The 25,860-nt window shown below is 37.7% G+C and carries 22 protein-coding genes; 1 reads left to right on the top strand and 21 read right to left on the bottom strand.

What is annotated here, in order from left to right:
• Nucleotides 1-103: 103 nt before the first annotated feature.
• The 8 genes from MKY49_RS03220 to MKY49_RS03185 form a co-directional block, all read right to left on the bottom strand.
• Nucleotides 104-1,420, bottom strand: a complete 1,317-nt coding sequence (locus MKY49_RS03220; RefSeq protein WP_341385612.1) for a murein hydrolase activator EnvC family protein — start codon at nt 1,418-1,420, stop codon at nt 104-106.
• Nucleotides 1,421-1,474: 54 nt separating this feature from the next.
• Nucleotides 1,475-2,359, bottom strand: a complete 885-nt coding sequence (ftsX, locus tag MKY49_RS03215) for a permease-like cell division protein FtsX (protein ID WP_274795665.1) — start codon at nt 2,357-2,359, stop codon at nt 1,475-1,477.
• Entirely contained in the window at nt 2,349-3,035 is a 687-nt protein-coding gene (gene ftsE / locus MKY49_RS03210) for a cell division ATP-binding protein FtsE (protein WP_341385610.1), read from the bottom strand. Before ftsE ends, ftsX begins: the two co-directional genes overlap by 11 nt.
• 247 nt (nt 3,036-3,282) lie before the next feature.
• Nucleotides 3,283-4,470 (bottom strand): DUF4097 family beta strand repeat-containing protein, encoded by a 1,188-nt coding sequence (locus tag MKY49_RS03205; protein WP_341385609.1) that lies wholly within the window; start codon nt 4,468-4,470, stop codon nt 3,283-3,285.
• 241 nt (nt 4,471-4,711) lie between these two features.
• Nucleotides 4,712-4,906, bottom strand: coding sequence for a hypothetical protein (locus MKY49_RS03200; protein ID WP_322604724.1), 195 nt, complete (start codon nt 4,904-4,906; stop codon nt 4,712-4,714).
• Between the two features lie 90 nt (nt 4,907-4,996).
• Entirely contained in the window at nt 4,997-7,864 is a 2,868-nt protein-coding gene (gene uvrA / locus MKY49_RS03195; protein ID WP_341385608.1) for an excinuclease ABC subunit UvrA, read from the bottom strand.
• Between the two features lie 7 nt (nt 7,865-7,871).
• Nucleotides 7,872-9,851, bottom strand: a complete 1,980-nt coding sequence (gene uvrB / locus MKY49_RS03190) for an excinuclease ABC subunit UvrB (protein ID WP_274795662.1) — start codon at nt 9,849-9,851, stop codon at nt 7,872-7,874.
• Nucleotides 9,852-10,693: 842 nt separating this feature from the next.
• On the bottom strand, nt 10,694-10,933 hold the full coding sequence (locus MKY49_RS03185) for an IDEAL domain-containing protein (protein WP_274795661.1): 240 nt from the start codon (nt 10,931-10,933) through the stop codon (nt 10,694-10,696).
• Nucleotides 10,934-11,159: 226 nt separating this feature from the next.
• On the opposite strand from MKY49_RS03185, the gene MKY49_RS03180 reads away from it, so the two are divergent.
• Nucleotides 11,160-11,669, top strand: a complete 510-nt coding sequence (locus MKY49_RS03180) for a competence protein ComK (protein ID WP_274795660.1) — start codon at nt 11,160-11,162, stop codon at nt 11,667-11,669.
• Nucleotides 11,670-11,714: 45 nt separating this feature from the next.
• Here MKY49_RS03180 and prfB read toward each other — a convergent pair.
• The 13 genes from prfB to MKY49_RS03115 form a co-directional block, all read right to left on the bottom strand.
• Nucleotides 11,715-12,819, bottom strand: a protein-coding gene (prfB, locus tag MKY49_RS03175; protein ID WP_396631728.1) for a peptide chain release factor 2 whose coding sequence is annotated in 2 segments (ribosomal slippage) — nt 11,715-12,743 and nt 12,745-12,819 — 1,104 coding nt in all. Because the reading frame shifts where the segments join, the coding sequence is not laid out codon by codon here.
• A gap of 130 nt (nt 12,820-12,949) precedes the next feature.
• Nucleotides 12,950-13,483 (bottom strand): competence protein ComK, encoded by a 534-nt coding sequence (locus MKY49_RS03170; RefSeq protein WP_274795659.1) that lies wholly within the window; start codon nt 13,481-13,483, stop codon nt 12,950-12,952.
• Between the two features lie 384 nt (nt 13,484-13,867).
• Nucleotides 13,868-16,381 carry a preprotein translocase subunit SecA gene (gene secA / locus MKY49_RS03165; protein WP_274795658.1) on the bottom strand — a complete coding sequence of 838 codons (2,514 nt, stop codon included), beginning with the start codon at nt 16,379-16,381 and terminating at the stop codon, nt 13,868-13,870.
• A 141-nt stretch (nt 16,382-16,522) separates the two neighbouring features.
• Nucleotides 16,523-17,074 (bottom strand): ribosome hibernation-promoting factor, HPF/YfiA family, encoded by a 552-nt coding sequence (gene hpf / locus MKY49_RS03160; protein WP_274795657.1) that lies wholly within the window; start codon nt 17,072-17,074, stop codon nt 16,523-16,525.
• A gap of 198 nt (nt 17,075-17,272) precedes the next feature.
• Nucleotides 17,273-17,653: a PilZ domain-containing protein gene (locus tag MKY49_RS03155; RefSeq protein ID WP_341385606.1), complete on the bottom strand. Its 381-nt coding sequence runs from the start codon at nt 17,651-17,653 to the stop codon at nt 17,273-17,275.
• A 194-nt stretch (nt 17,654-17,847) separates the two neighbouring features.
• Nucleotides 17,848-18,258 (bottom strand): flagellar export chaperone FliS, encoded by a 411-nt coding sequence (gene fliS, locus MKY49_RS03150; protein WP_274795655.1) that lies wholly within the window; start codon nt 18,256-18,258, stop codon nt 17,848-17,850.
• 210 nt (nt 18,259-18,468) lie between these two features.
• Nucleotides 18,469-18,828 carry a flagellar protein FliT gene (locus MKY49_RS03145; RefSeq protein ID WP_341385605.1) on the bottom strand — a complete coding sequence of 120 codons (360 nt, stop codon included), beginning with the start codon at nt 18,826-18,828 and terminating at the stop codon, nt 18,469-18,471.
• Nucleotides 18,829-18,848: 20 nt separating this feature from the next.
• Complete coding sequence (fliD, locus tag MKY49_RS03140; protein ID WP_341385604.1) at nt 18,849-21,176, bottom strand: flagellar filament capping protein FliD; 2,328 nt, start codon at nt 21,174-21,176, stop codon at nt 18,849-18,851.
• 21 nt (nt 21,177-21,197) lie between these two features.
• Nucleotides 21,198-21,584, bottom strand: coding sequence for a flagellar protein FlaG (locus tag MKY49_RS03135; protein ID WP_341385602.1), 387 nt, complete (start codon nt 21,582-21,584; stop codon nt 21,198-21,200).
• Nucleotides 21,585-21,844: 260 nt separating this feature from the next.
• On the bottom strand, nt 21,845-22,981 hold the full coding sequence (pseC, locus tag MKY49_RS03130) for a UDP-4-amino-4,6-dideoxy-N-acetyl-beta-L-altrosamine transaminase (protein WP_445928413.1): 1,137 nt from the start codon (nt 22,979-22,981) through the stop codon (nt 21,845-21,847).
• 150 nt (nt 22,982-23,131) lie between these two features.
• On the bottom strand, nt 23,132-24,184 hold the full coding sequence (gene pseI, locus MKY49_RS03125; RefSeq protein ID WP_341385600.1) for a pseudaminic acid synthase: 1,053 nt from the start codon (nt 24,182-24,184) through the stop codon (nt 23,132-23,134).
• Nucleotides 24,181-25,137: a UDP-2,4-diacetamido-2,4,6-trideoxy-beta-L-altropyranose hydrolase gene (gene pseG, locus MKY49_RS03120; RefSeq protein ID WP_341385599.1), complete on the bottom strand. Its 957-nt coding sequence runs from the start codon at nt 25,135-25,137 to the stop codon at nt 24,181-24,183. Before pseG ends, pseI begins: the two co-directional genes overlap by 4 nt.
• On the bottom strand, nt 25,138-25,860 hold the full coding sequence (locus tag MKY49_RS03115) for a glycosyltransferase family protein (RefSeq protein ID WP_341385598.1): 723 nt from the start codon (nt 25,858-25,860) through the stop codon (nt 25,138-25,140).

Raw genomic sequence — 25,860 nt, 5'->3', positions numbered from 1 at the left:
CATAACATATTTTACAAAAAGTATGGAACGAAGGCTTTGAGGGAAACAATAGTAGACATACAAAAAGCTATACACTAGAAAACTCTAATGTATAGCTTATTTTTTACAATGGAATATATTTTAGTGGGTTTACACTGCCGACTGCCTGTCCTCTCCAAGGGCCATTATGCACTTCAAAGTGTAAATGTGGACCAGTGGAGCGACCAGTACTGCCCATCGCTGCAATTTGCTGACCTTGTGTTACTTCCTGTCCTACACTAACATTGAATGCACTTAAATGCGCATAGACAGTTGTATAAATTTGTCCATCAATGGAGTGTGTTAGGATGACAACATTACCATATGAACTAAGTGGTGCTGCATAAGAAACTACGCCATCCGATGCTGCCCAAATTGGTGTACCCGTTGCATTCGCAAGGTCGACACCGTAATGGAATTCAGGGCCTGCCCCAAGATTTCTCCAGCCATATGGTGACGTTAAGCGACCATTCGTTGGTTTAATCCATGTACCATTTGATTGAGGCGCATTGACTGTTCCACCAGATGAACCGCCACCACCTTTGTTAGCAGCTGCCGCCGCGGCCGCCGCGGCTGCCGCGGCTGCTTTACGTTTTGCTTCTTGTTGACGAGCAATTTCAGCTAAACGCTTTTGTTCAGCAATAATTTGATCTTGTAATTCTTGGCTTACTTCTAATGCTTCAGAGTATTCTTTTTCAAGTAATACTTTCTCTGATTTTAGCTTTTCTTGCTCTTTTTCTAATTGGTCGACTAATTTGTTTTTCTCAGCTTTTTGACCATCTAATGATGCTTTTAATCTTTCAAGCTCAGCTTTTTTACCTTCCAATTTTTTTCGCTTTTCTTCAACTGCTTGCTTTTGCTCTTCTAATTTTTGTTTATCTTCTTTTTGATCTTGAATAATTTGACGATCTGCTTCTAATAATGCATTGACTGCAGAGAAACGATCGATGAAGTCTACAAAACTATTAGAACCAAGCAATACGTCTAAATAGCTTACTGATCCACCCGCTTGAATGGCACGAGCACGCTCTTGTAACAATAAATCACGCTCTTCGATTTTATGCAGAAGTTCCTTAATAGACGCTTCTAATTTTTTAATTTCTTCATTTGTTGCATGAATATCAGCTTGTACATTTTTAATATTACTATTGGTTTTGTCGATTTCAGCGTTCAATGCTTGAATTTGATCTAAGATTTTTTGTTGCTTTTCTTGATTAGCAGTAATGGCATTTGACTTATTACTAATCGAAGAGTTTAATTCATTTTTCTTTGTTTCAACTTGTTTCTTTTCTTCTTTTAAATCCGACAAACTTGTTGCATATGCTGATGGAGTTTGGATAAAAAGAATTAGAGCAGATGCTGCTGCAAGTGTTTTCAATGTGTTTTTCGCCTTACTTTTCACCGATTGAACTCCCCTTCGACTATTCTTGTTCTACCTCACAAATATCCGTTGTGATTAAATTTTTAAGAACTTGCGTACTGACATAAAGCTTCCCCAAATACCGATAAGTACCCCTATGAGTAACAGAAGACCGCTCACCTGATACACAAGTGGAGAAAAATCAAGTACTTGAATAAGCTCACCTTGTAAACGTGGTGCAATAATTTTATATACATTGTGGTAAAGGGTTGTGACAACCGCAATCGGAATGATGGAACCTAAAATCCCGAGCCACATACCTTCCAATAGGAATGGGATACGTACAAATGAATTTGTAGCCCCTACAAGTTTCATAATTTCAATTTCATCTCGACGTGCAATAATCGTAATACGAATCGTATTCGAAATTAAGAAAATTGCTGTAAATAATAACCCTAAAATAAGCACGATTCCTACATTACGACTAATATTTAAGAAGTTAAATAGTTTTTCAACTTTTCCTTCGCCATACATAACGTCATATGTATACTCATATTTATCGATTGCTTTAGCAACTTTTGCTGTTTGCTGCGGGTCAGCAGCCTTTACATAAATTACATTACGTAATGGGTTACTTTGTTCAAATAGCTTAAAATCATCACCAAAATCTTTGACTAGCTTGGTTAACTCATCTTCTTTTGTGGAATAGTTCATCTCAGAGACACCAGGCAATTTTTTGACTTTTTCAATGAGTGCTTTTTCAGCAGCTTCATCCGCCGTCTCATCAATTAAAACTTTAATTTCGACATCGTTTTCTAAATCGGTTGCTACTTTATTTAAATTCATCATAATAAGCGCAAAAACGCCTACTAGTATGAGCGTAACTGTTACGGCACTAACAGATGCAATGGTCATCCAGCTATTTCGGCCAAGTGATTTGACACTTTCACGGAAGTGACGTTGGACTGTATTAAATTTCATAGCCGTATTCACCTCCGTGTTCATCACGGACAATTAATCCGCCCTCAATTGCTATTACACGACGACGAATCGTGTTTACAATTTCACGGTTGTGGGTTGCCATCACAATCGTTGTTCCTCGTGCATTAATTTCCTCAAATAAATTCATAATTTCCCATGATGTTTCAGGATCAAGGTTCCCAGTAGGTTCATCTGCAATCACCACTTTCGGAACATTGACAATCGAACGTGCAATCGAAACTCGTTGCTGTTCCCCCCCTGACAGCTCATTTGGGAACATTCTTGCTTTATGCTTTAATCCTACAAGTTCTAATACTTCCATAACACGACGTCTTATTTCATCTGGCTTTTCCTCAATTACTTCAAGCGCAAATGCTACGTTCTCATAAACATTCAAACGAGGTAGCAATTTGAAATCTTGGAAAACAACGCCAAGTTGACGGCGCAAAAAAGGGACCTTTTTATTCTTTAATGTTGCTAAATCAATACCATTGACAATGATTTGCCCTGATGTTGCCTTTTCTTCACGGTACATCAATTTAATAAATGTAGATTTACCTGCCCCACTTGGACCAACTACATACACAAATTCGCCTTGCTTTATATTAACGGAAATACCATTTGTCGCAACAACACCATTTGGGTACTTCTTTGTCACATCTTTCATTTCTATCATGATTAAACCACCTAAAACTCTCATCTATGTAAGAGGTATTTCTTTTACTATTATAGCACTCTATTTCTGTTTTTTTATTACAGTTTCATTTCAATCCGTGGTAGTTCCTTCAATTTCGTTCTTTCCTTGCCATTATTTTTAAGAAAATGACACAAAATAAAAACAGAAATCGACTTCCTTTAGCGTCGAATCCTGTTTGATTTAAAAAAGCATTCAGGCCTTTAAGATAGCCCAAATGCTTCTGTTGTTAAATTTGTTGTTCGTCTGTTGTTGTATAGCGTACTAATACAGCACCTGTTTTCGATTCACCTTCGATAAATAAACGATTTGCACCTTCTACTTCTTTATCAAAACGAACTACTTTAGAAAGGAATTGATCTTGTGATTCCATTTTAGAAACATCCTGAATTCCTACATCCACTTTCCCAAAATTCGTGACAACTTTACCGCTTAATGAAATTGATCGTGGGACATATAATTCGACTGCCCCAGCAACTGTCTGTGCCTTTATTTTCGATGAGTTTGTCGAACAAGTCGTCACCACTACATGTCCATTGACAGATTTAGCTTCCACTTCATCCAAAGCACCATCTAAATAAACACGTCCATTTAATGTTTCAGCTTCTAAATCTTTACCACGGACATTTGTCAATTCAATAGAGCCATTAGATGAATCAACTTCCGCTTTTCCAAAATTAAACTTCGTACCTTTAATAGCCCCATTTAACGTTTTCACTTTTAATTCTTCAAACTCTGTATCCTGTAAAGAAACACTACCGTTCATAAGACGAACAGATAATTTTTCAAGCTTTTCCTTAGGGACTAACACCTTTACATTAACTTGAACTAGCTTCAATTGGCTTAAAATGCGCAATGAACGCTCATCCTCTTTCACAACAAATTGCTCTAAAAAGTGATTACGTGTCTCTTCCTCACTATCGTTCATCAGTGGTGCCTTCACCTTGCAAATAACTTGGATTGTGTCTCCTTCACTAGCTTCCAATGAAAAGTTACCGTTTGGTAATTCAACAATAACATTGTCTACATGGGCAGCAGCCACTTCTTCAGTATGTGTAAACTCAATTTTATCTCCAAATGGAGAGGCTACATCAAATTCCTTAACCTTTTTAACAGCCGTATTCATCATATCCATAAAAAGAGAACCGATCTGTGTTAAATCTTTACGAAAATCCTGCATTTCATCTTGGAAATGCTTCATAAAATCATCTTTTTTCTTATCATTATCTTTTGGTTTTTCTTCAAAGAGTGACTCTTTTTCAGTTGAAAAGGACTGTGTCTCTTTTGTCACATCATCCATAACATTTTGAGTAGACTTGCCAGGTTGCTCTAATGCTTCCAATAATGTAATCGCCTCTTGTGCCGAAATCGTACCTTTTTCTACAAGTTCTAAAATTCGTTGACGTTCATTTTGCATAAATAAATAGCCTCCCTCAGTTCGTTATACTATTTATACGATTCATCATGTGAAAAGTTTCACTGCAAAATTGAATAAATTGGGTCTTTTCATTACAGCAACCTAGCATTACTTCTTTCAGAAAAATTTATAGGACATCTGTCTTTTTGGTTAAATTTCCAAACTAGTTTGAGCGGGGCTCTCCTATTTGGATCACTTTTCACCCCTGATTGAGCGGTTCCCTCCACTTTTGGATCGCTTTTCACCATTGATTGAGCAGGTTCCCCTCTTTAGGATCACTTTTCACTCCTGATTGAGCGGTTCCCTCTACTTTAGGATCACTTTTCACTCCTGATTGAGCGGTTCCCTCTACTTTTGGATCACTTTTCATCCTTGATTGAGCGGTTCCCTCCACTTTTGGATCACTTTTCATCCTTGATTGAGCGGGTTTCTCCATTTTTAGATCACTTCTCACCCTGATTGAGCGGTTCCCTCCACTTTTTGATCAATTTTCACCGTATTGATTAGCTACCGAGTGAAACACCTTTTAAGATTGAGAGGCCTCTGCTAGCAATGCATCCATTCGCAAACGATCGCGTTCTAAAATCGGCTTTAGGTATTTCCCTGTGTACGAGCCTGCCACTTCTGCAACTTCTTCAGGTGTACCCGTCGCAACAATTGTTCCGCCTTTGTCTCCGCCTTCTGGTCCTAAATCGATAAGATAATCAGCAGTTTTAATAACATCTAAATTATGTTCAATTACTAATACAGAGTCGCCATTTTCAACAAGTCGTTGTAACACGACTAGTAATCGTGCAATATCATCGGCATGTAAGCCTGTTGTTGGTTCATCCAAAATATAGAAGGACTTTCCTGTAGAGCGTCGATGTAATTCTGAGGCCAATTTTACACGTTGTGCCTCACCACCCGATAAGGTTGTGGCAGGTTGTCCTAATTTCATATAGCCTAATCCAACATCAACAATCGTTTGTAGCTTACGTTGAATTTTTGGAATATTTTCGAAGAACACGACTGCATTTTCAATGGTCATATCGAGAATATCTGCAATACTCTTATCTTTATACTTCACTTCAAGTGTTTCACGATTATAACGTTTACCGTGACATACTTCGCAAGGTACATAAACGTCTGGAAGGAAATGCATTTCGATTTTAATAATGCCATCCCCACGACATGCTTCACAGCGACCGCCCTTGACATTAAAGCTAAAACGTCCCTTTTTATATCCTCGTACCTTCGCTTCATTTGTTGCAGCAAAAACATCGCGAATATCATCAAAGACACCAGTATACGTTGCTGGGTTTGAACGAGGTGTACGCCCAATTGGGGATTGGTCAATATCAATAACTTTTTCGAGCTCATCCATACCCGTCACTTCTTTATGCTCGCCAGGCTTGACCTTTGAACGATTCAGCTTCTGTGCCAATGATTTATATAAAATTTCGTTTATTAGTGTAGACTTCCCAGAGCCAGAAACTCCTGTCACCGCTACAAATAAACCAAGTGGAACATCCACTTTGACATTGCGCAAATTATTTTCCTTGGCACCTTTAATGGAAAGCTTACGACCATTCGGTTGACGTCTTTCAATTGGCAATGGAATAAATTTTTTACCACTTAAATATTGCCCAGTTAACGATTTTTCATTATTCATAACTTCTTGTGGTGTTCCGGCTGCTACAATTTGACCGCCATGAACGCCTGCGCCCGGTCCTACATCAATGAGATAATCTGCTGCTAGCATCGTATCTTCATCATGCTCTACCACAATTAGCGTATTTCCGATATCACGCATATTTTGTAATGTGCTAATCAAACGATCATTATCTCGTTGATGCAAACCAATCGAAGGTTCATCTAAAATATAGAGAACTCCAGTTAAACGTGAACCGATTTGTGTAGCTAATCGAATACGTTGCGCCTCTCCACCTGATAAAGTACCTGCAGCGCGGCTCAATGTTAAATAGTCTAAGCCTACATTGACAAGGAAGCCCAATCGTTCCTCAATTTCTCGTAAAACTAGGCGAGCTATTTGCAAATCCTTTTCAGTGAGATTTAGCTCTTTGAAAAATGTGTCCGCTTCCTGAATCGAGTATTGTGTTACTTCACCAATATGCTTGTCCGCTACTTTTACCGCCAATGTTTCAGGCTTTAAGCGATAACCTTTACATGAAGGGCAAGCTTGTTGAGCCATATATTTTTCCATTTGCTCACGAACATAATCTGACGTTGTCTCTTTAAAACGACGCTCAACATTACGGACTACCCCTTCAAATTCAATCATTTGATCTCGCACATTGCCAAACTCATTTTCATAATGGAAGTGAATTCTGTCTTTTCCAGATCCATATAGAACTTTATCCATCTTGTCTTTTGGTAAATCCTTCACAGGCACATCCATTGGAATATCATAGTGATCACAAACCGCTTTTAATAATTGTGGATAATACTGCGAACTAGTTGGTTCCCACGGTGCAATGGCATGCTCTAACAAGGAACGGTCCCAATCAGGCACGACCAAATCTAAATCCACTTCTTGTGTTGAACCTAAGCCATCACAGCTTGGGCAAGCACCAAACGGACTATTAAATGAAAACATACGAGGCTCAAGCTCACCAATAGAAAAACCACATAACGGGCAGGCATGATGTTCACTAAATAGTAGTTCCTCGTGCTCCATCACATCCACAAGTACTCGGCCATCAGCTAATCGTAAAGCCGTCTCTAGAGAATCACTTAGACGAGCAGCGATACCTTCCTTCATGACCACGCGATCCACTACTACTTCGATCGAATGCTTTTTATTTTTATCAAGATCAATCGCATCATCTAAATCACGTAATTCACCATCTATACGCACACGTACAAAGCCCTGCTTTTTTAAATCCTCCAGCAGTTTAACATGTGTTCCTTTACGTCCAGAAACCATCGGCGCAAGGAGCTGCATTTTCGTTCTTTCAGGATAAGTTAATAAACGGTCCACCATTTGCTCAATCGTTTGAGAAGTGATTTCTATGCCATGATTGGGACAAATCGGTTTACCGATCCGAGCATAAAGTAATCGTAAGTAATCATAGATTTCTGTTACTGTACCAACAGTCGATCGAGGGTTCCGGCTCGTTGTTTTTTGGTCAATCGAAATAGCCGGCGATAAACCTTCTATTGCATCGACATCCGGCTTATCCATTTGCCCAAGAAATTGACGAGCATAGGCGGATAGGGATTCGACATAACGTCGTTGCCCCTCCGCATAAATTGTGTCAAACGCTAATGAAGATTTCCCTGAGCCTGATAAACCTGTTAATACGACTAATTGATCACGTGGAATTGTGACATTGATATTTTTTAAATTATGAGCACGTGCACCTTGCACGACAATTTCAGTATTTTTCACAAGTCATTCACCCTTCTACCTTCAATTCAAATATTGTATCTCGCAGTTCAGCAGCACGTTCAAAATCAAGCGCTTTTGCTGCTTCTTTCATTTCTACCTCTAAAGAAGCCAACAGCTGCTCTTTTTCTGCCTTTGTCAGCTTTTTGCCTTTTGTAGCCTTCGTAACATAAGATTCTTCTTCTTCCGCTACTTGTGTTGCACGAATCACATCAGGAATTTTCTTAATAATCGTTTGAGGCGTTATACCATGCTCCTCGTTATAAGCCATTTGCAATGCTCGACGACGTTTCGTTTCATCAATCGCCTTTTTCATTGAGTCTGTCATATTGTCCGCGTACATGATGACATGACCATTCGCATTACGTGCAGCACGACCAATTGTTTGAATCAATGAACGTTCTGAACGTAAAAATCCTTCTTTATCAGCATCTAAAATTGCTACAAGTGATACCTCTGGAATATCAAGTCCTTCACGCAATAAATTAATACCAATTAAGACATCATACGTCCCTTTACGTAGCTCACGGATAATCTCAATACGTTCTAGTGTCTTAATTTCAGAATGCAAGTATTCAACCTTTAAGCCCATTTCCTTCAAATAGGCGGTTAAATCTTCAGACATTTTCTTCGTTAACGTTGTCACTAAAACTCGCTCATCTCGCGCAATTCGATCTTGAATCTCATCGATCAAATTATCGATTTGTCCTTCGATAGGACGAACATCAATTACTGGATCTAATAATCCAGTAGGACGGATAATTTGCTCGACCATTTCTGGAGTGTGCTCCAACTCATAAGGTCCAGGTGTTGCGGATACATAAATGGCTTGATGCACTCGATTTTCATATTCTTCAAAACGCAATGGACGGTTATCAAGAGCAGATGGCAAGCGGAAGCCATGTTCTACGAGCACCCCTTTACGAGCTTGGTCACCATTGTACATTCCGCGAACCTGTGGAAGTGTAACGTGACTTTCATCGACTACAAGTAAAAAGTCATCGGGGAAATAATCAAGCAGTGTATACGGAGTAGCACCTGCTTCACGCAAAGTTAAATGACGTGAATAGTTCTCTATCCCAGAGCAAAAGCCCATTTCACGCATCATTTCTAAATCATAACGAGTACGTTGCTCTAGACGTTGTGCCTCAAGTAACTTATCCTCTGCACGCAACAACGCAAGACGTTCCTCTAATTCTTTTTCAATATTTTCAATGGCTTTTCGCATTTTTTCTTCACGTGTTACGAAGTGGGAGGCAGGGAAGATAGCCACATGATCTCGATCCGATAAAATTTCTCCCGTTAAGGCATCTACCTCACGAATGCGATCAATTTCATCACCAAAAAACTCCACACGAATACAATGCTCGTCACGTGATGCAGGGAAAATCTCCACTACATCTCCACGTACCCGAAATGTTCCGCGTGTAAAACTAACATCATTGCGCTCGTATTGAACATCAACAAGTTTACGCAGTAGCTGGTTCCGTTCGATTTCCATGCCTGTGCGAATCGATACAACCATTTCTCGATATTCTTCAGGAGACCCCAAACCATAAATACAGGACACAGATGCAATAATGATGACATCATCACGCTCAAATAATGCAGAAGTAGCAGAGTGACGTAGCTTATCAATTTCATCGTTAATGCTAGAATCTTTCTCTATATAGGTATCTGTCTGCGGTACATAGGCTTCTGGTTGATAGTAATCATAATAGCTGACAAAATATTCAACCGCGTTATTTGGGAAGAATTCTTTAAACTCACTATATAGCTGACCAGCTAGTGTTTTATTATGCGCCATAATAAGTGTTGGTTTCTTAACCTGCTGGATGACATTCGAAATGGTAAACGTTTTACCTGTTCCCGTAGCCCCTAACAATGTCTGATGACGCTTACCTGCTTTCACACCCTCCACTAATTCCGCAATTGCCTGTGGCTGATCCCCACTAGGCTGATATGGCGCTTGTAAATCAAATGTTTGCACACATGTCCCCGCCCTTTCCTTCCAATTTGTACATATATTTTAGCATAGCAGTATTAAAATTTCGAACATTTAACGAACGAATGTTTGTAAAAAAATTTTTCATCTCGTAAATTTGTAATAAATAACCGTGAAGCCATTAATACTTGTTACCCTCATAATAGCCGCTTCATCAGGTTTTCAAGCTTTTTCTATTCATTAGATTTTAATTTTAGAGTGGTAGTCACTATCTTTTGGGATGACGTTAGTCTTTTTTGATTGTCTTCTTTTATGGGGGACACGCATTTTTGGAGCGGGGACGCTTCTATTATGAGCAAGGGGCTTGCACTTTTGGAGTGAGTCTCCTCTTTTTATGAGCGGAGGCATTCACTTTTGGAGTGCCTCTTCTCCCTTTATGAGCTTAGTCACTCACATTTGGAGCGGGTCTCCTCTTCTTATGAGCGGAGGACTACACTTTTGGAGCGGCTTTCCCATTTATGAGCGGAGACATTCACTTTTGGAGCGGTTATCTTCTCTTTATGAGCGGAGTCACTCACTTTTGGAGCGGTTATCTTCTCTTTATGAGCGGGGACATTCACTTTTGGAGCGGTTCTCCTCCTTTTATGAGCGGGGACATTCACTTTTGGAGCGGTTATCTTCTCTTTACGAGCGGAGGACTACACTTTTGGAGCGCTCTTCTTATTTTACGAGCAAAGTCACTAATCCCCGAGTAGGTTTTCTATATTCTCCCTCAAATCACTTCCCCCTCTTTCAAACAAAAACCTATCATCAATAAACTCACCAACTATCCCTCCAATAAAAAATCCCGCTCTCCAATAGATCTGAGAGCGGGTTCGTCCATATGATTATTCTTCTGTTTGCTGCAAGGAATTTAGTTCGGCTGCGTATTGATAAAATGCGTGTTCATCCTTTTCATCGAGTGCTCTATCAATCAGAACCATGAGCTGCTCTTGACGATGCATACGCTGGATACGATTTAAAAATAGATCTAAATAAATCTCGTTTAATAATTTCTCTGCCTCATCAACTTTTTTTGACTGACCAACGGCTTTTAGAAAATCGGTATACGAATAATATTTATCCAACGATCTCACCTCGATCCTTTTCTAAATTATATGAAAATTGAAACTAAAATGCAATGCTTACGAATCGAAAATAACTTGGATTCGCTATTAATCTCTTGAGATTTAAAGCAAATTCTCTAAGCATTTCATTCTTTTCTGAATGCCCTTTAGCTATTTCCTCTATTTCAACAAATCCATTTTCTGTTCTACACTACCGTTAACAATAGAAAAAGGAGGCATTTCCCATATGACTAGCAATTTTGTAAATGGTTACTTAATTTCATTTAATACTTACATGCTACAACCTATTCAGCACGATACAAAAATTTTCACCCATGTGATTGACAAACATAATGAACTAATTGTTACACGCAAACCAATGCATGTGCTTCGCAAATCTTGCATCTCTTTAGGCACAACCTATGAAGCGGCAAAACAATCGGCTAAACGTTTCTTTGGCAATCAACATAAGCTCCCAATTGTCGTGGCCTTTGATTATGGGTATCCCTGTATATTTCTACCAACCTATTCACCGAATTCCATTCACAATATATGGATTGGATTACATGCAATTATAAATATCACACCTAGTCAATCGGGGTGTATCGTTACATTAAAAAATGAGAAACAAATTGAGTTACCTATTCAGTATGCTTCTATTAGTAAACAGTTTGTGAACGCATCCATGCTCTATAAATACTACATGAATGAACGAAAACAACTAAACCAAGATGCACCCTATCATCCACCCTTTTAAATAGAAAATCCCCCAAGAGCACCTCACTCTTGGGGGATATGTTTACTAATTAATTTTAGATCGTAAAAAGGCATTAATAAATGGATCTAAATCGCCATCCATTACTGCACCGACATTACCTGTCTCTTCATTCGTACGATGGTCCTTCACCATAGAGTATGGATGGAACACATAAGAACGAATTTGTGAGCCCCAGCCGATTTCCTTTTGCTCACCACGTATTTCATCTAGCTGAGCCTGCTGCTTATCAAGCTCTAATTGATATAATTTACCCTTTAACATAGTCATCGCTTTTTCACGGTTTTTAATCTGTGAACGTTCTGCTTGACATTGTACAACGGTACCAGTCGGGATATGTGTAATACGAACTGCTGAATCCGTCGTATTAATATGCTGACCACCTGCACCTGTTGCACGGTACGTATCAATTTTTAAATCCTCTGTACGAATATCGATTTCAATATTGTCATCAAACTCTGGCATAACATCACAAGAAACGAATGATGTATGGCGGCGACCAGACGAATCAAATGGTGAAATACGTACTAAACGATGTACACCTTTTTCAGCCTGTAAATAACCAAAAGCATTGTGACCTTTAATAGACAAGGTAACCGATTTAATCCCAGCTTCATCACCTGGAAGATAATCGACTGTCTCCACTTTAAAGCCACGTTTTTCTGCCCATCGAGTATACATACGTAACAGCATAGAACCCCAGTCCTGTGATTCCGTTCCACCTGCACCAGGATGTAGCTCTAAAATGGCATTGTTTTGATCATATGGACCACTTAATAGCAATTGGAGCTCAAAGTCTCCTATTTTTTGTTGGAATTCTGCTAGCTCTTTGCCTAGTTCTTCCTGTAATTCTTCATCTGGCTCTTCACGTAAAAGTTCCAGTGTCATATCTAAATTTTCATGTGTTTCCACTAAATCTTTATATTCATTGACGATTGCTTTCAAGCCATTTCCTTCATTGATGATTACCTGTGCACCTTGTTGATCATCCCAAAAACCTGGCTCTAGCATCATTTCATCTAGCTCCTGAATACGTGCCTCTTTGTTTTCTAAGTCAAAGAGACCCCCTAAAGTCTGCCAATTTTTTGGCTGTAGTGTCTAACACATTGCGTACATCTGCTAATTCAATCATTGTTAAATCCTCCGAACGTTAGTAATGGAGCTACAAATTCATTTACAAAGCTCCGTATTTTTTTATTATAACGTTTTTACAAAGGAAAACATACTATCTAGCAGCTGTTAATTGTATTAATTCAACGATCTTATTTCTCTTCCTCAAGCATATTAAGAGCCATTCGCTGAAATACTTTCACACGATCATACTGTACAAGTAAATGCTTTGTGCGTTTCTCTAATCTATACTTTAATAAAAATGCTCTCTGTATCCGGTACTCAAGAACTTTCTCACTGATATCCACAATAATTTCCTTGCCATTCACAAAAGTGATCTTCGTCCTCTTTTTATCCACAGCTGAATATTCATCAATATGATGAACAGCAAACCATATACATAGCGGATGTAGTGGTGACCTGCTTGGACACCATAAAATATTCCCGCGTTCATCTACTATGATTGGGTTTTTATTAAGCTTACCTAGAATCATTTTTGATCCATCGAAAGCTCCTCTTAAACTAGAACCAAAATAACGAAGATTATAGTCCAATAACTTTGTCGGAGCTAGTTTAGATATATATTCATTATTTTTCTCGTACACCCGCGTACATAAATTTCCAAAGGAATCATATACAGGCATATACAACATTGTTTCACTACTCATAATATCTTTTTTATGCATCCATAGTCCCCCTTTAAACAGTTTATGTTTCCTTTACAACCAAAATAAAAAGGAATATACCAAAATCCGTACATTCCAAATACTACCGACGAGAAAGATTGTTTAAGAATCTTGATCTTCGCAAACAATCTTTCAACTTTTTCAAAGAAAGCTTCTCTCAATTTTTCTCATCCTCCTTAAGACTTAATGTTAACAACTTAATTTAGGATAATAATAGGATTCATTCCCTCAACTAACCTCCTATTATTACAGCTATTGTATACCGATAATTTCCAATTGTCTATAAATTCTGACTTTTTATACTAAATTTCCTTCAAAATGGAGGGATTTCACAAAGAAAAAGATCATCTCAACATAAAGTTAAAATGATCTTTTTCACCTATTTTATTGAGCTGCACCATGACAGTTTTTAAATTTCTTGCCACTTCCACAAGGGCATAAATCATTACGACCAATGTTTTCAGCCTTACGAACTGGTTGCTTTTTCGGAGCTGAGCCGCCGCCTTCTTCCTTTGGATTAACTGCTTGGCCCTTTGCCACCTCTTCACGCTCTAGATTATTGCGAATTTCTGCCTTCATCGCATACTTCGCAACATCCTCACGAATAGAAGCAACCATATCCTCGAACATCGCAAAACCTTCTTGTTGGTATTCACGAAGAGGATCATTTTGTCCATAGGCACGTAGATGGATACCTTGACGTAATTGATCCATTGCATCAATATGATCAATCCATTTCGTATCAATAGAGCGTAATAGAATAACCTTTTCAAACTCACGCATACGCTCTGGTGTCAATTCTGCCTCTTTTTCATCATAGCGAACATGAACAGCATCAGAAATCATTTGATTAATGTCTTCAGCAGATTTGCCTTGGAAATCAGACACTTTAAGTTGACCTTCATCAAGTAGGTTAGCCGCTACAAAATCTTCAATAGCTTTCAAGTTCCAATCTTTTTGCTCACCTTGCGTATATAGGCCAACAACATTATCGATTGTTTCTTGAATCATGGACTCAACGAGCACACGCATATTTTCTGTTTCCAATACATCATAACGCTCTTTATAAATGATCTCACGTTGCTGACGTAGAACATCGTCATATTGTAATAAACGCTTACGTGCATCAAAGTTATTACCTTCGACACGTTTCTGCGCTGATTCTACAGCTCTCGACACAACTTTAGATTGTAATGGTTGAGAATCATCCATACCTAGGCGCATCATCATAGACTTCATGTTATCGGAGCCGAAACGACGCATTAAATCATCTTCTAGAGATAGATAGAATTGTGTAACCCCTGGATTCCCTTGACGACCAGAACGTCCACGAAGCTGGTTATCAATACGACGTGACTCATGGCGTTCTGTACCGATTACGGCTAAACCACCAATTTCTAATACACCTTCACCTGGTTTAATATCTGTACCACGCCCCGCCATGTTTGTCGCGATCGTCACGGCACCTTTTGTACCAGCATTCGCAATAATTTCTGCTTCACGTTCATGGTTTTTCGCATTCAAGACATTATGTGGAATTTTATGCTTATCCAATAGTTTAGAAATAATCTCCGATGTTTCAATCGCAACTGTACCAACAAGAACAGGTTGGCCAGCTCTATGGCGCTCTGCAATATCAGCAGCAACTGCTTTATATTTCCCTTCCATCGTTGCAAAAATCAAGTCAGCACGATCATCACGAGCAATCGGTTTATTCGTCGGAATAGCTACAACATTCATATTGTAAATATTTCGGAATTCCTCTTCCTCTGTTTTCGCCGTACCTGTCATCCCTGCAAGCTTTTGATACATACGGAAGTAGTTTTGGAAAGTAATGGTCGCCATCGTCATCGATTCATTTTGAATCTCAACGCCTTCTTTAGCTTCAATTGCTTGGTGTAAGCCATCAGAATAACGACGGCCCTTCATCAAACGACCTGTAAAGCCATCAACAATCACAATTTCGCCATCCTGCACAACATAATCGACATCATTATGCATACTAACATGTGCCTTTAATGATTGATTGATTGCATGATTTAAACGAACATGTGTCAAATCAAACAGATTATCAATGCCGAAAGCTTTTTCTGCCTTTTCAACACCTGCATCCGTCAACGTAACACCTTTCGTTGATTCCTCATACGTATAATCCGTTTCCGCATTTAACATACGTACAAAGGCATTCGATTGCTTATAAAGCTGTGCTGATTTCCCAGCCTGACCCGAAATAATTAATGGCGTACGCGCTTCATCAATTAAAATCGAGTCGACCTCATCAATAACAGCATAGTGCAACGGACGTTGTACACGTTCCTCTTTATAAAGCACCATGTTATCGCGTAAATAGTCAAACCCTAGCTCATTGTTTGTACTATACGTAATATCCGCCTCATACGCAGCTCGTTTTTCCTCTTTTGAAAGACTGTTTAGGTTAAGACCAACCGATAAACCTAAGAAATTATACAGCTGTCCCATTTCAGCAGCATCACGACTTGCTAAATATTCGTTGACTGTAACAACATGTACACCTTTACCAGTGATCGCATTTAAATAAACAGCCATCGTCGCCGTTAATGTTTTACCTTCCCCGGTTTTCATTTCTGCGATATTACCTTCATCAAGCGCAGCAGCCCCCATAATTTGAACACGGAATGGGTACATTTCTAAAACACGTTTCGCCGCTTCTCGACAAACAGCAAAAGCCTCCGCACGAATCGAATCTAACTTCTCTCCATCGGCATAGCGCTTTTTAAACTCGTCTGTTTTCGCTTGTAATTGATCATCTGAAAGCTGTTCCATTTGAGAAGCGAAACCCTCAACTTGGTCAGCGATTTTTTCTAATTTTTTTAACTCACGTTTATTGAAATCAAATAATTTATTTAATAGGTTTGCCATGAATGTTTTTCACTTCCTATATAGATTCAACTTTCATTTTACCATTGTGTAACAGTTTCATGCAAACGGTCACCCCGTTTACAGTAGTAGCCATACAAAAAAAGACTCTCGCCATCGCGAGAGCCTTTGTCATCATGAAGTTTAAGTTGTTTCAATTAAGCCATATTTTCCGTCTTTACGTTTATACACAATATTTGTGCCATTTGACTCAGCATCTGTAAAGACATAGAAATCATGTCCAAGCATATTCATTTGTAAAACAGCCTCTTCTTGGTCCATTGGTTTTAAATCAAATTGCTTGGTACGCACAATGGAGTATTCTTCTTCCTCTGTAGCGGCATCAGCGGCTGCTTGTGTAGTAGCAAAATAAAGGCCTGCACCTTCACGCTCACGGAATTTACGGTTTACTTTTGTTTTATGCTTACGAATTTGACGCTCTAATTTATCAACAATTAGATCAATAGCAGCATACATATCGTTATGACGCTCTTCAGCACGCAGAGTTAAGTTTTTCATTGGAATTGTGACTTCCACTTTAGTTTGCTTGTCATTGTAAACCTTTAAATTGACATTAGCGTTGGCGTTAACATCTTCGTTAAAATAACGTTCCACTTTGTCGACTTTGTTCTCAACATACTCTCGAATAGCTGGAGTTACCTCAATATTTTCACCACGAATGTTAAAGTTTAACATGTAAACTCCTCCTTTATAACTGCTATACTATATATTTCTACACAAGTGTGTGAAATTCCTCTAAAATCATTCTTTTTTTTACAAAATATTTTTATTTTAATTTAGTAGAAAACTTTATTTTCTATCAGTGAATTTACCGTGCGTTCAAACTACTCCTGTATGGAGACACACTGTCATATGGCAGTGAAAGTATTATGATTAAAAATCATTTTGTTTCTTCGCTTCTGCCGCTTCCTTTTTACGTCGCAGCTTTAATTCTTCAACAATCAAATCTTCTACTGGTCCTTGATCATTGAAATGGATGCCATATTGCTTACCGTTACCAAACGGGCGACTCCAAATGACATCCCCATATGCTCGCACCTCAAGTGTATCAAGTACAAATCGGAGGTCCAATGGTGGAGGGGTGACGCCTAAATCCACTTCAGTAAACATTTTTAATCCACGCGGACTAATATCCAGCAAGTCTGCCATGGCTGTCTGTCCATGATTGACCTTTCCATTCTCATACATAGCAAAAGTTATTTGAATAGGCTCCTTGAATTTAAAGCGGAAGCCTTCTTGACGCTTAAAGATCATATTCCCACCCCAGTACTATATTTAACATTGATATTGCTTTGATTATGACACGCTGCCCTACTTACAACCAGAGGGAATAAGTAACATATTTTACCGTTGAATAGCCTAATTTATGACTATTTAGTGATAATTTTTAGTTGAAGATTCTTGCCATAAAAAAGAGACCACCCGTTGAAGATGGTCTCTCGTTGTGTCTAAATTTGTCCGCTGTTTCCTTGACCAAACTGCTGTTGTCGATTAATGCGAATAACTTCCTTCCACGTATCGCGGAATTCCGTCACCAATCCTTCTACTTCTTCAATAATGGCTACATCATTTTGAATGTTCGCTTCGACTAAACGATGATTCATATATTCATAAAGAGGAAGCATTTGTTTCGAAATCTCAATATCCATATTGAGTGTAGACATTAGCTCAGCAATAATCGCCTGTGCCTTTTGAAGATTTGTGTTCTTTTCTTGGATATTCTTCTCTTGAATAGCTTGTTTCGCCTTATGCAAGAACTTCAGACATCCATTATAAAGCATTAACGTCAACTCACCAGGAGAAGCAGTGGTTACACTATTTTGTTTATATGCGTTTTGTGCTGTTAAATTTGCTGCCAATAAAGGACAACTCCTTTGAAAGGTTACTTATTTACTAGTTTAAACCATTTTCCGAAGAAAAGCTATTTGATCAATTACGCCTCGGCGTAATTGTGTCTGGATTTTGAATTGCGCGATCACAATTCACTCCTTTTAAAATCCATGACATCCGCCGGGGCTTTATCTTCCATTCACCGGACTACTTCCACCACGCTGAATAAAGATAAAATATTAATTCTTTTTGTCATAATACATGCCATCCATCACACGAACATTTGAATAAGGATTGAAATATTGCTGTTCACTTTTTTTCGTTTTTTGTAGGTTTGCCATGTCTTGTTTAACGGCGCTCATTACGGCAGCCAATCGTTCTTTAATGCCATTATCTAGTTCTAATAGTGTACGATGAATTCGATTTTGTTCATCGAATTGAAATCCTTCTTTCATTAACCTATCAACAATCAATCCACGCTTGTCCAACATGCTATTGATTGTATCGATATATTCATCGCGGTCTTCACCTTTAGGAATTTCACCTAAATGCTTAAATAAATTAGCTGACGCCTGCAATAGTTGATCTATTTGCTGCATATTATTTCCCCTACCTTATTTTAGAAGCCCCCGCCTTGCATGAACATGCCTGATTGCTGATTAGCTTTATTAATGGCTTGCTCCATGGCTGTAAACTGTTTCCAATAACGAGCTTCAATATCTACTAGTTTAGCTTGTAATTTAGAAATACGATCATCAGATTCTATAATTAGTTTCCCTAAACTATAAGATTGATCTGTTTTTCCTTCCTTACCAGCTTTCTTCTCAATACTTTTTGTTAAAGCAGCTATTTCATCTCTTAGACGTTTTGTAATACCTCTTGAATCTTGGGTTACTTTTCTACCTTTTTCATCTGTTATAGTTGTAACACTGCCTTGGTTAGTAAACATTTGAATAACTTGATCAGGATCTTTTTCTAATGCGGCATCAAGTTTTTTGTCATCTATTACTAGCTTTCCACCATCTGATAATATCTTAGATGTTGTTATTCCAATTTCAGCTAAAGAATCAATTGTATCGTCTCCTAATCCTTTAACAGACGAAACAAACTGAGAACGCATCTTAGCTAATCCATCTCTAATTAAAGGATCACTACGTAATAAACCACTTTTCGCTTTTTCATCCCACAACTTTTGCTCGCTTTCAGACATATCTTCACGTTGTTCTTTTGTCAATGGTGGATAATCACGATATTTCTTCTCTTTCAATAGACCATTCATCGTATCAAGCATTTCATTATATGTTTTCACAAATTCTTGAATACTATCTTTTATGCTTTTAGTATCAGTAGTAGAGGTTAAACTAACTGGAGCTACAGTAGGAGAATTATCTCCAGCTGTGCTACTCTCTGCAGCCTTAGCATTATCATAAGATTTTTGTGCCTCCGCAATACGTTTCAGACCAGACTGTACATCATTTTCTGCTGTTTTATATGCTGCTAGATTGTCATTATTAGTTTTTTCAACTACACTAAATTGTTTAAAATCTTCTAAGGATCCACTTAAATCAGCTAAACGGGCTAAATCCACTCTATCCATCTTTTCGAATTTATTCTTAATAGCATCATCTTTTCCTGCTAAAATTTGATCTATTTCAATATTATCCTTACCTTTGATTTCAGATAAAAATGCTAAATCGTCTGCTGATAGGTTACTTAAAAAAGTCTTATCTAAAGATTTATATGACTTTTCAAAATCTATTTGGTGTGCTCGGTCGAGTAATGCCCCTCCATCTGCACTTTGTAATGATTTTAAGTCATCTGCGGATAGTCTTAATAGTTTTGCTTTTTGTTCATCTGTTAAGCTTGAATTGTTAATCGATGATTTAATACTATCTCCATCTGTATAATCGATGCTCAAAGATTGTAAATCAGTCAAATCATTAGAATTTAGGAGGGCAACCTTTCCTACATCTGAAAACTTATCAAATTTTTCTTGTTGATCTACTGTTAAATTATTTTGCCCAAAAATACGCTCGTGCTCTTTTTTATACGTATCATTATAATAAGTATTGTATTCTCCAAGCTTTTTATCTCTATCAGCTTCTAAAATTGGCTGTGCATCTTTCGCATTATTTAATTCTATTAGTGCTGCTGCTACACGATCAGCTGCACCTGCTTTAGCATTGAATGTTGACTTTAGTGATACTTCATATCCTGAAATGGTAAATGTGTTTGATGAACGTTCCATTGTAATACCATTAACCTTTAGAATCGCATTTTTACCAGATATAGAAGTTGCTTTATCCATCCCTAATGCATCAAAGAGTTCTTTCCCTTGTCCAAAGACAATCTCTCCACTACCACTTTTAACACTACCAGTATTATTTGCAGTTAAAGAAAGCTGTCCATTTTCAAATAATGCCGTAACTCCAGCATTGCTCTGATTGATTTTTTTCACTAAATCATTAATTGTATCTTTAGATGGATCGAAGGTAATTGTAGTTGCTTTTTCTGATAAGTTACCATTCTTATCGATAGCTTTTAGTTCTATAGATTTAACCGATTCATCTACCAAACTTGATAACTTTGTGGTACCTGTGTACCCTCTTTGCTCACCAATCATCTGAGTAGCAGTTGCTAATTGGGCAACACTTTCAATATTTAGAGACCCCGTTGCTGTATTGGTAGCCTTAACCGTTGCTAAGTTTTCATTAGAAGATGTAGCTGTTTTTTTCATCATTTGGCTCTGCAACCACATTTTTTCTTCTAAAAATTTATTGAGTTTCTGTGTAGCTACATTCACATTTCGATACGCGTCACGCTGCCATTCTAATGTTTGTTTTCTTTGAAATGCTTTATTCAATGGCATTCTTTCTGCTTGCATCAATTTCTCTACTAGACTATCAATATCCATACCTGATGCTAATCCACCAATTCTTGAAACCATTTTTTATCCTCCTATTTTCCTTTAAATTTTTTCGTCTACAATCATTCCTACCATTTTTTGCATCTCATAAAATGCATCTAATATTTTTTTTGGTGGAATTTCTTTTACTACTTCATCGGTATCACGATTTACGATTGTTACATAATAACGTTCCAAACCCTCATGATAAACAAATTTTGAGGAACTGCGATTTATTTCTAAAAACTCATTTACAACATCAACGGCCTGTTGAAGTATATCCTTCGAAATTTCATGTTCTTCCCCAGTAGTATTTGACTTTTCAATCTTAGATTTAGAGCTTGTTTCTATTGAAACATTAGGCGTCATATTTTCCTGCACATTCATTGCTTTTGTATTTAAAGGCGCAGTAGCCATATCAACTGACTGCCCTTGCGATGCAATACGCATGTAATTCAACCTCCTAAACTTTCATTTCTTAACTTTATTATCGGAAGGTTTTTCTATTGTTTCATGTTTTTTAACAAAACATTGAGTTAGCTCTTTGTTTAATAAAAAAAACTCCTGAGCTATATAGGATAGATTCAGGAGTTAACTAATCAATCTATTATTTTATAATTCTTAAAATCCTTTTTTGAATTTAGCGGTTATTTGTAGTTAATATCTAAATACTAAAGGAAATTGGTAAGTAATCATTTAAATACACGTATTTAATTAAATTCTTTAACCAACTCTTTTATATTCGACACAATAATTGCTAAATCTTCCGTTTTCATAGTAGGGTGGATAGGTAAAGTCAAAGCATTTTCATACCATTTTTCAGCAATTGGACATAATCCACGGTCATAACCCAGTTGTCGGTAATAAGGATGCCAATAAACAGGAATATAATGTACATGGACTCCTATATTTAATGCTCTCATTTGTTCAAAAATTTGCTTACGAGACCCTTTTTCAAGCTGAATCATATACAAATGCCAGCCTGAATTTGTTTCTTGTAATTGATACGGGACAACAATCCCATCCATGTTTTGAAATGCCTCGTTGTAAAAGGCTGCTATTTCGCGACGATGTTGGATAAATGTATCAATTTTTGTCATTTGAGATAAGCCCAGTGCAGCTTGTAAATCTGTCATTCGATAATTATAACCAAGGTCTGTCATCTCATAATACCAATCACCTTGTTCAGCTGAATACTTTGTCTGTTCGATACCATGGCTTCGGAATAATTGCAGCTTGCGATAATAATCTTCGTTGTTCGTTACGATGATACCACCCTCTGCTGTTGTAATAGGTTTGACTGGATGAAAACTAAACATGGTCATGTCTGCTTGTGTGCCAACTTTTTCCCCCTTATATTCAGCACCTAGTGAATGAGCACCATCTTCAATAACCACTAGATTGTGTGCATGTGCAATCTCCATAATAGTATCCATTTCAGCAGGCTGACCTGTAAAATCAACTGGAATGATTGCTTTTGTATTGGGTGTTATCTTTTTTCTTATCTCGACTGGGTCAATATTGTATGTATGAGCATCAATATCAGCAAAAACAACAGTGCCTCCCATATAACGTACACAATTTGCACTAGCCGCAAAAGTAATAGGCGATGTAATAACTTCATCTCCTTCACCTATTCCAGCTGCATAACAGGCTGCATGGAGGGCCGCAGTTCCATTACAAAATGCAACTGCATATTGAGCACCAACGTAATTAGCAATCGCTTGTTCAAACTCTTGTATTTTAGGTCCTTGTGTTAAAAATGGTGAACGCAATGTTTCAATTACCGTTTGAATATCTTCTTCATCTATAGATTGGCGACCGTAGGAGATGAAATCTTTACTCATTTTCAAAATTATTCCTCATTTCTAATCTTAGGGATTATCAGTGGAGAGTACTTAGGCAAATTATAATAAAAAAATTTGTCAGAAATTAAATAGATATTTACAAATCGTAAATTTAAGTAAAACATTTTTTACCACATCCCGAATTCATCCTTATTCCCCTAGTAATAGATCCCAGCTAAGCGGTGTCCCTTTCACAACGTCTTTTTTTATAGCTTTTCCTAAAACTAAATCATAATATTTAGTAGGCAACCCTAGTCCCGGTCGAACATTTCGTAAATTTTCAACAGTTAAAATATCGCCAGCTCTTAAATCCTGACTAACGTATAACGAACGGCGATGTAATAAAGATGGTTTTTCCGCCTCAGTCGGGCCATATTTTATTTCTCCTAGGCTTTGCCATGCACGCTTTGTTTCTTCAACCAGCATCTCTAACTCATGTGGTTCCATTGAGAAGGCTGAGTCCACTCCACCATCAGCACGCGATGTGGTAAAATGTTTCTCAATAACTGTTGCCCCAAGGGCTACTGCTGCAACCGATACACCAACCCCCATAGTGTGATCAGATAAACCTATTTCAGTTCCAAATAAATCGTGCATATGTGAAATAGTTGCTAAATTTGAGTTTGCTGGAGTTGCAGGATAAGTACTTGTACATTTTAATAAAATAATTTGATGATTGCCCTCTGCACGAGCTGCCTGTACCGCCTCATCTAATTCAGCCACAGTTGCCATACCTGTAGAAATAATTATCGGTTTTCCTGTTTTCGCTACTTTCCGTATTAACGGAATATCAACATTTTCAAAGGAAGCAATTTTATAAGCTGGCACATTCAATGTTTCCAAAAAATCAACTGCTGTTTCATCAAATGGCGAGCTAAACGCTAACAATCCTAATTCATTTGCTCTATCAAAAATCGCTTTATGCCATTCCCATGGTGTATAAGCCTCTTTATATAAATTGTATAAAGAGTTTCCTTTCCATAGACTGGAATCATTTTGAATAAAAAACTCCCCTGTATGTATATCAAGAGTAATTGTGTCTGGCGTATACGTTTGTAGCTTTAATGCATCAACCCCAGATTCAGCGGCAATCTCTACTAGATGTAAAGCTCGCTCTAATGATTGGTTATGATTTCCAGACATTTCTGCGATAATAAACGGCTTTGTGTGCCGTCCAATTTCCTTATGTCCAATTTTTATCATTTTATCAACTCCATTATTTCATATAACCATGCATTTGAAAGTTTATTAGATGTTAGCTCTAGTCCTTTATTCCCCATGCCTTCAACTTGTATATCATCTAATAACTTCCTATATGTGTCTGCCGTAACTTGTTCATGCCAGCCTAAATTAATTGTGACACCTAATTGTCCTGCATAAATCGTAGTCTCTCTTTGATTATCGGCGACAATTGTTGAACTTGAAGAAAGCCCAATATAACAACGTTCCCAAAGCGTACTACCCCCAGCTCCAATAGCGAAGTCAGCAAGTTGCATAAGATTTGCCATATAGTTGATTTGACAATGATAATGATACTTCTGTTTTTTACAAATTACCTCAATTTGTTCTTTCAATAGGTTGTTATTGCCTACAACTATGTCTATATGTTTAAAATTAGAAGTTTCCAATGCATTTAAAATTTTCATTGTCTCATTCGTAGGATCACTTCCACCCATAAAAACCAGTATACGTTCAACTTTGTCACCACGCTGACGTAGTTGCCCACGCTCTCGGATAAACTCTTCTCGCATAATCAAATATTTGGGGCCAAGTAACTTTACACAATGTTCAGGTACTTTCCTATCATATCGTGTGTTAAAATGTGAAACAACATTTTGATCTATTAATAAATCACAAACATGTTCACGAGCTAAATCATCAATAACAACAATTTTTTTTGCATATTGGTACATTGATCGTTCCCACTTTTCCCCTATTTGGTAATGATCAATGATATATAAATCTGCCTGTTGTGCGGAGGTAATATTTAAGAAGCCTTCTTGTGCTACAAAATCAATTAAGTTACCTTCTAAATGCTCCATCCAAAAAAAAACTTTGCACCCATGATTCCGAAGATTTTTAGCAATGGTTAAACAGCGCATTACATGACCACTACCAATTTGAATAGAAGCATCTGTGCGAATAATAACTTTCATTTAAATCACCGGTTTCTGTTCAATATGGGCATTTAATTTTGCTATATCTGGATTGCTATTTAAATACTGAACTACTTCAACACTTGATACTAATGGATCTTGAAAATGATCTGCAACAGCCTTTATCAATTTATAGTCCTCTTCAGTATCTAAAGTAAGACGTAGAGCTGGTGATTGACGATTAATAGGCACTTTATAAGTTACAGTTGTAAATTGCTCCTTAAACTCATAAGCATAGTATGTCACATGTTCACGATGACGTGGCTCTTTCCCAACCTCATTAATTCGTAATAATGCATCAAAGGATATAATTTCTACAGCTAATCCACGTGGTAGATCGCCATCCAGTAACATTATATCTTTCCCTTCCTTTTCCATCAACGCAACCATCTCACTCGCCATTTCATAATCAACAAACGGACAATCAGAAGTAACACGCATAACAAAATCAGGTTCATATGCTTCAGCACATTGAATATAACGATCTAAAACATCTTCCTCAGATCCACGATAATATGAAACCTGATGCTCCTCACACCATTTAACAATTGCATCGTCTTGTGGTAATGTACTAGTAGCTATAATGATCTCCTTTACACCTTTGATAGCACGGCAACGAGCAATATCATAACTTAATACATCTTCATTTCCTAATGATTTTAATACTTTTCCTGGCAGACGTGTAGAACCCACACGTGCTTGAATAATAGTAATAATATTCAC

Origin of the sequence: Lysinibacillus sp. FSL M8-0134 (genome assembly GCF_038069745.1) — a bacterium.
GTDB lineage: Bacteria > Bacillota > Bacilli > Bacillales_A > Planococcaceae > Lysinibacillus > Lysinibacillus irui.
This window is presented reverse-complemented; position numbering and strand designations above follow the sequence as displayed.

Excerpts from the sequence above, each read along its gene's own strand:
- ftsX (WP_274795665.1), bottom strand. The coding sequence starts at position 2,359 with ATGAAATTTAATACAGTCCAACGTCACTTCCGTGAAAGTGTCAAATCA.
- ftsE (WP_341385610.1), bottom strand. The coding sequence starts at position 3,035 with ATGATAGAAATGAAAGATGTGACAAAGAAGTACCCAAATGGTGTTGTT.
- MKY49_RS03205 (WP_341385609.1), bottom strand. The coding sequence starts at position 4,470 with ATGCAAAATGAACGTCAACGAATTTTAGAACTTGTAGAAAAAGGTACG.
- MKY49_RS03200 (WP_322604724.1), bottom strand. The coding sequence starts at position 4,906 with ATGGAGAAACCCGCTCAATCAAGGATGAAAAGTGATCCAAAAGTGGAG.
- MKY49_RS03180 (WP_274795660.1), top strand. The coding sequence starts at position 11,160 with ATGACTAGCAATTTTGTAAATGGTTACTTAATTTCATTTAATACTTAC.
- MKY49_RS03170 (WP_274795659.1), bottom strand. The coding sequence starts at position 13,483 with ATGCATAAAAAAGATATTATGAGTAGTGAAACAATGTTGTATATGCCT.
- secA (WP_274795658.1), bottom strand. The coding sequence starts at position 16,381 with ATGGCAAACCTATTAAATAAATTATTTGATTTCAATAAACGTGAGTTA.
- hpf (WP_274795657.1), bottom strand. The coding sequence starts at position 17,074 with ATGTTAAACTTTAACATTCGTGGTGAAAATATTGAGGTAACTCCAGCT.
- MKY49_RS03155 (WP_341385606.1), bottom strand. The coding sequence starts at position 17,653 with ATGATCTTTAAGCGTCAAGAAGGCTTCCGCTTTAAATTCAAGGAGCCT.
- MKY49_RS03145 (WP_341385605.1), bottom strand. The coding sequence starts at position 18,828 with ATGCAGCAAATAGATCAACTATTGCAGGCGTCAGCTAATTTATTTAAG.
- fliD (WP_341385604.1), bottom strand. The coding sequence starts at position 21,176 with ATGGTTTCAAGAATTGGTGGATTAGCATCAGGTATGGATATTGATAGT.
- MKY49_RS03135 (WP_341385602.1), bottom strand. The coding sequence starts at position 21,584 with ATGCGTATTGCATCGCAAGGGCAGTCAGTTGATATGGCTACTGCGCCT.
- pseC (WP_445928413.1), bottom strand. The coding sequence starts at position 22,981 with ATGAGTAAAGATTTCATCTCCTACGGTCGCCAATCTATAGATGAAGAA.
- pseI (WP_341385600.1), bottom strand. The coding sequence starts at position 24,184 with ATGATAAAAATTGGACATAAGGAAATTGGACGGCACACAAAGCCGTTT.
- pseG (WP_341385599.1), bottom strand. The coding sequence starts at position 25,137 with ATGAAAGTTATTATTCGCACAGATGCTTCTATTCAAATTGGTAGTGGT.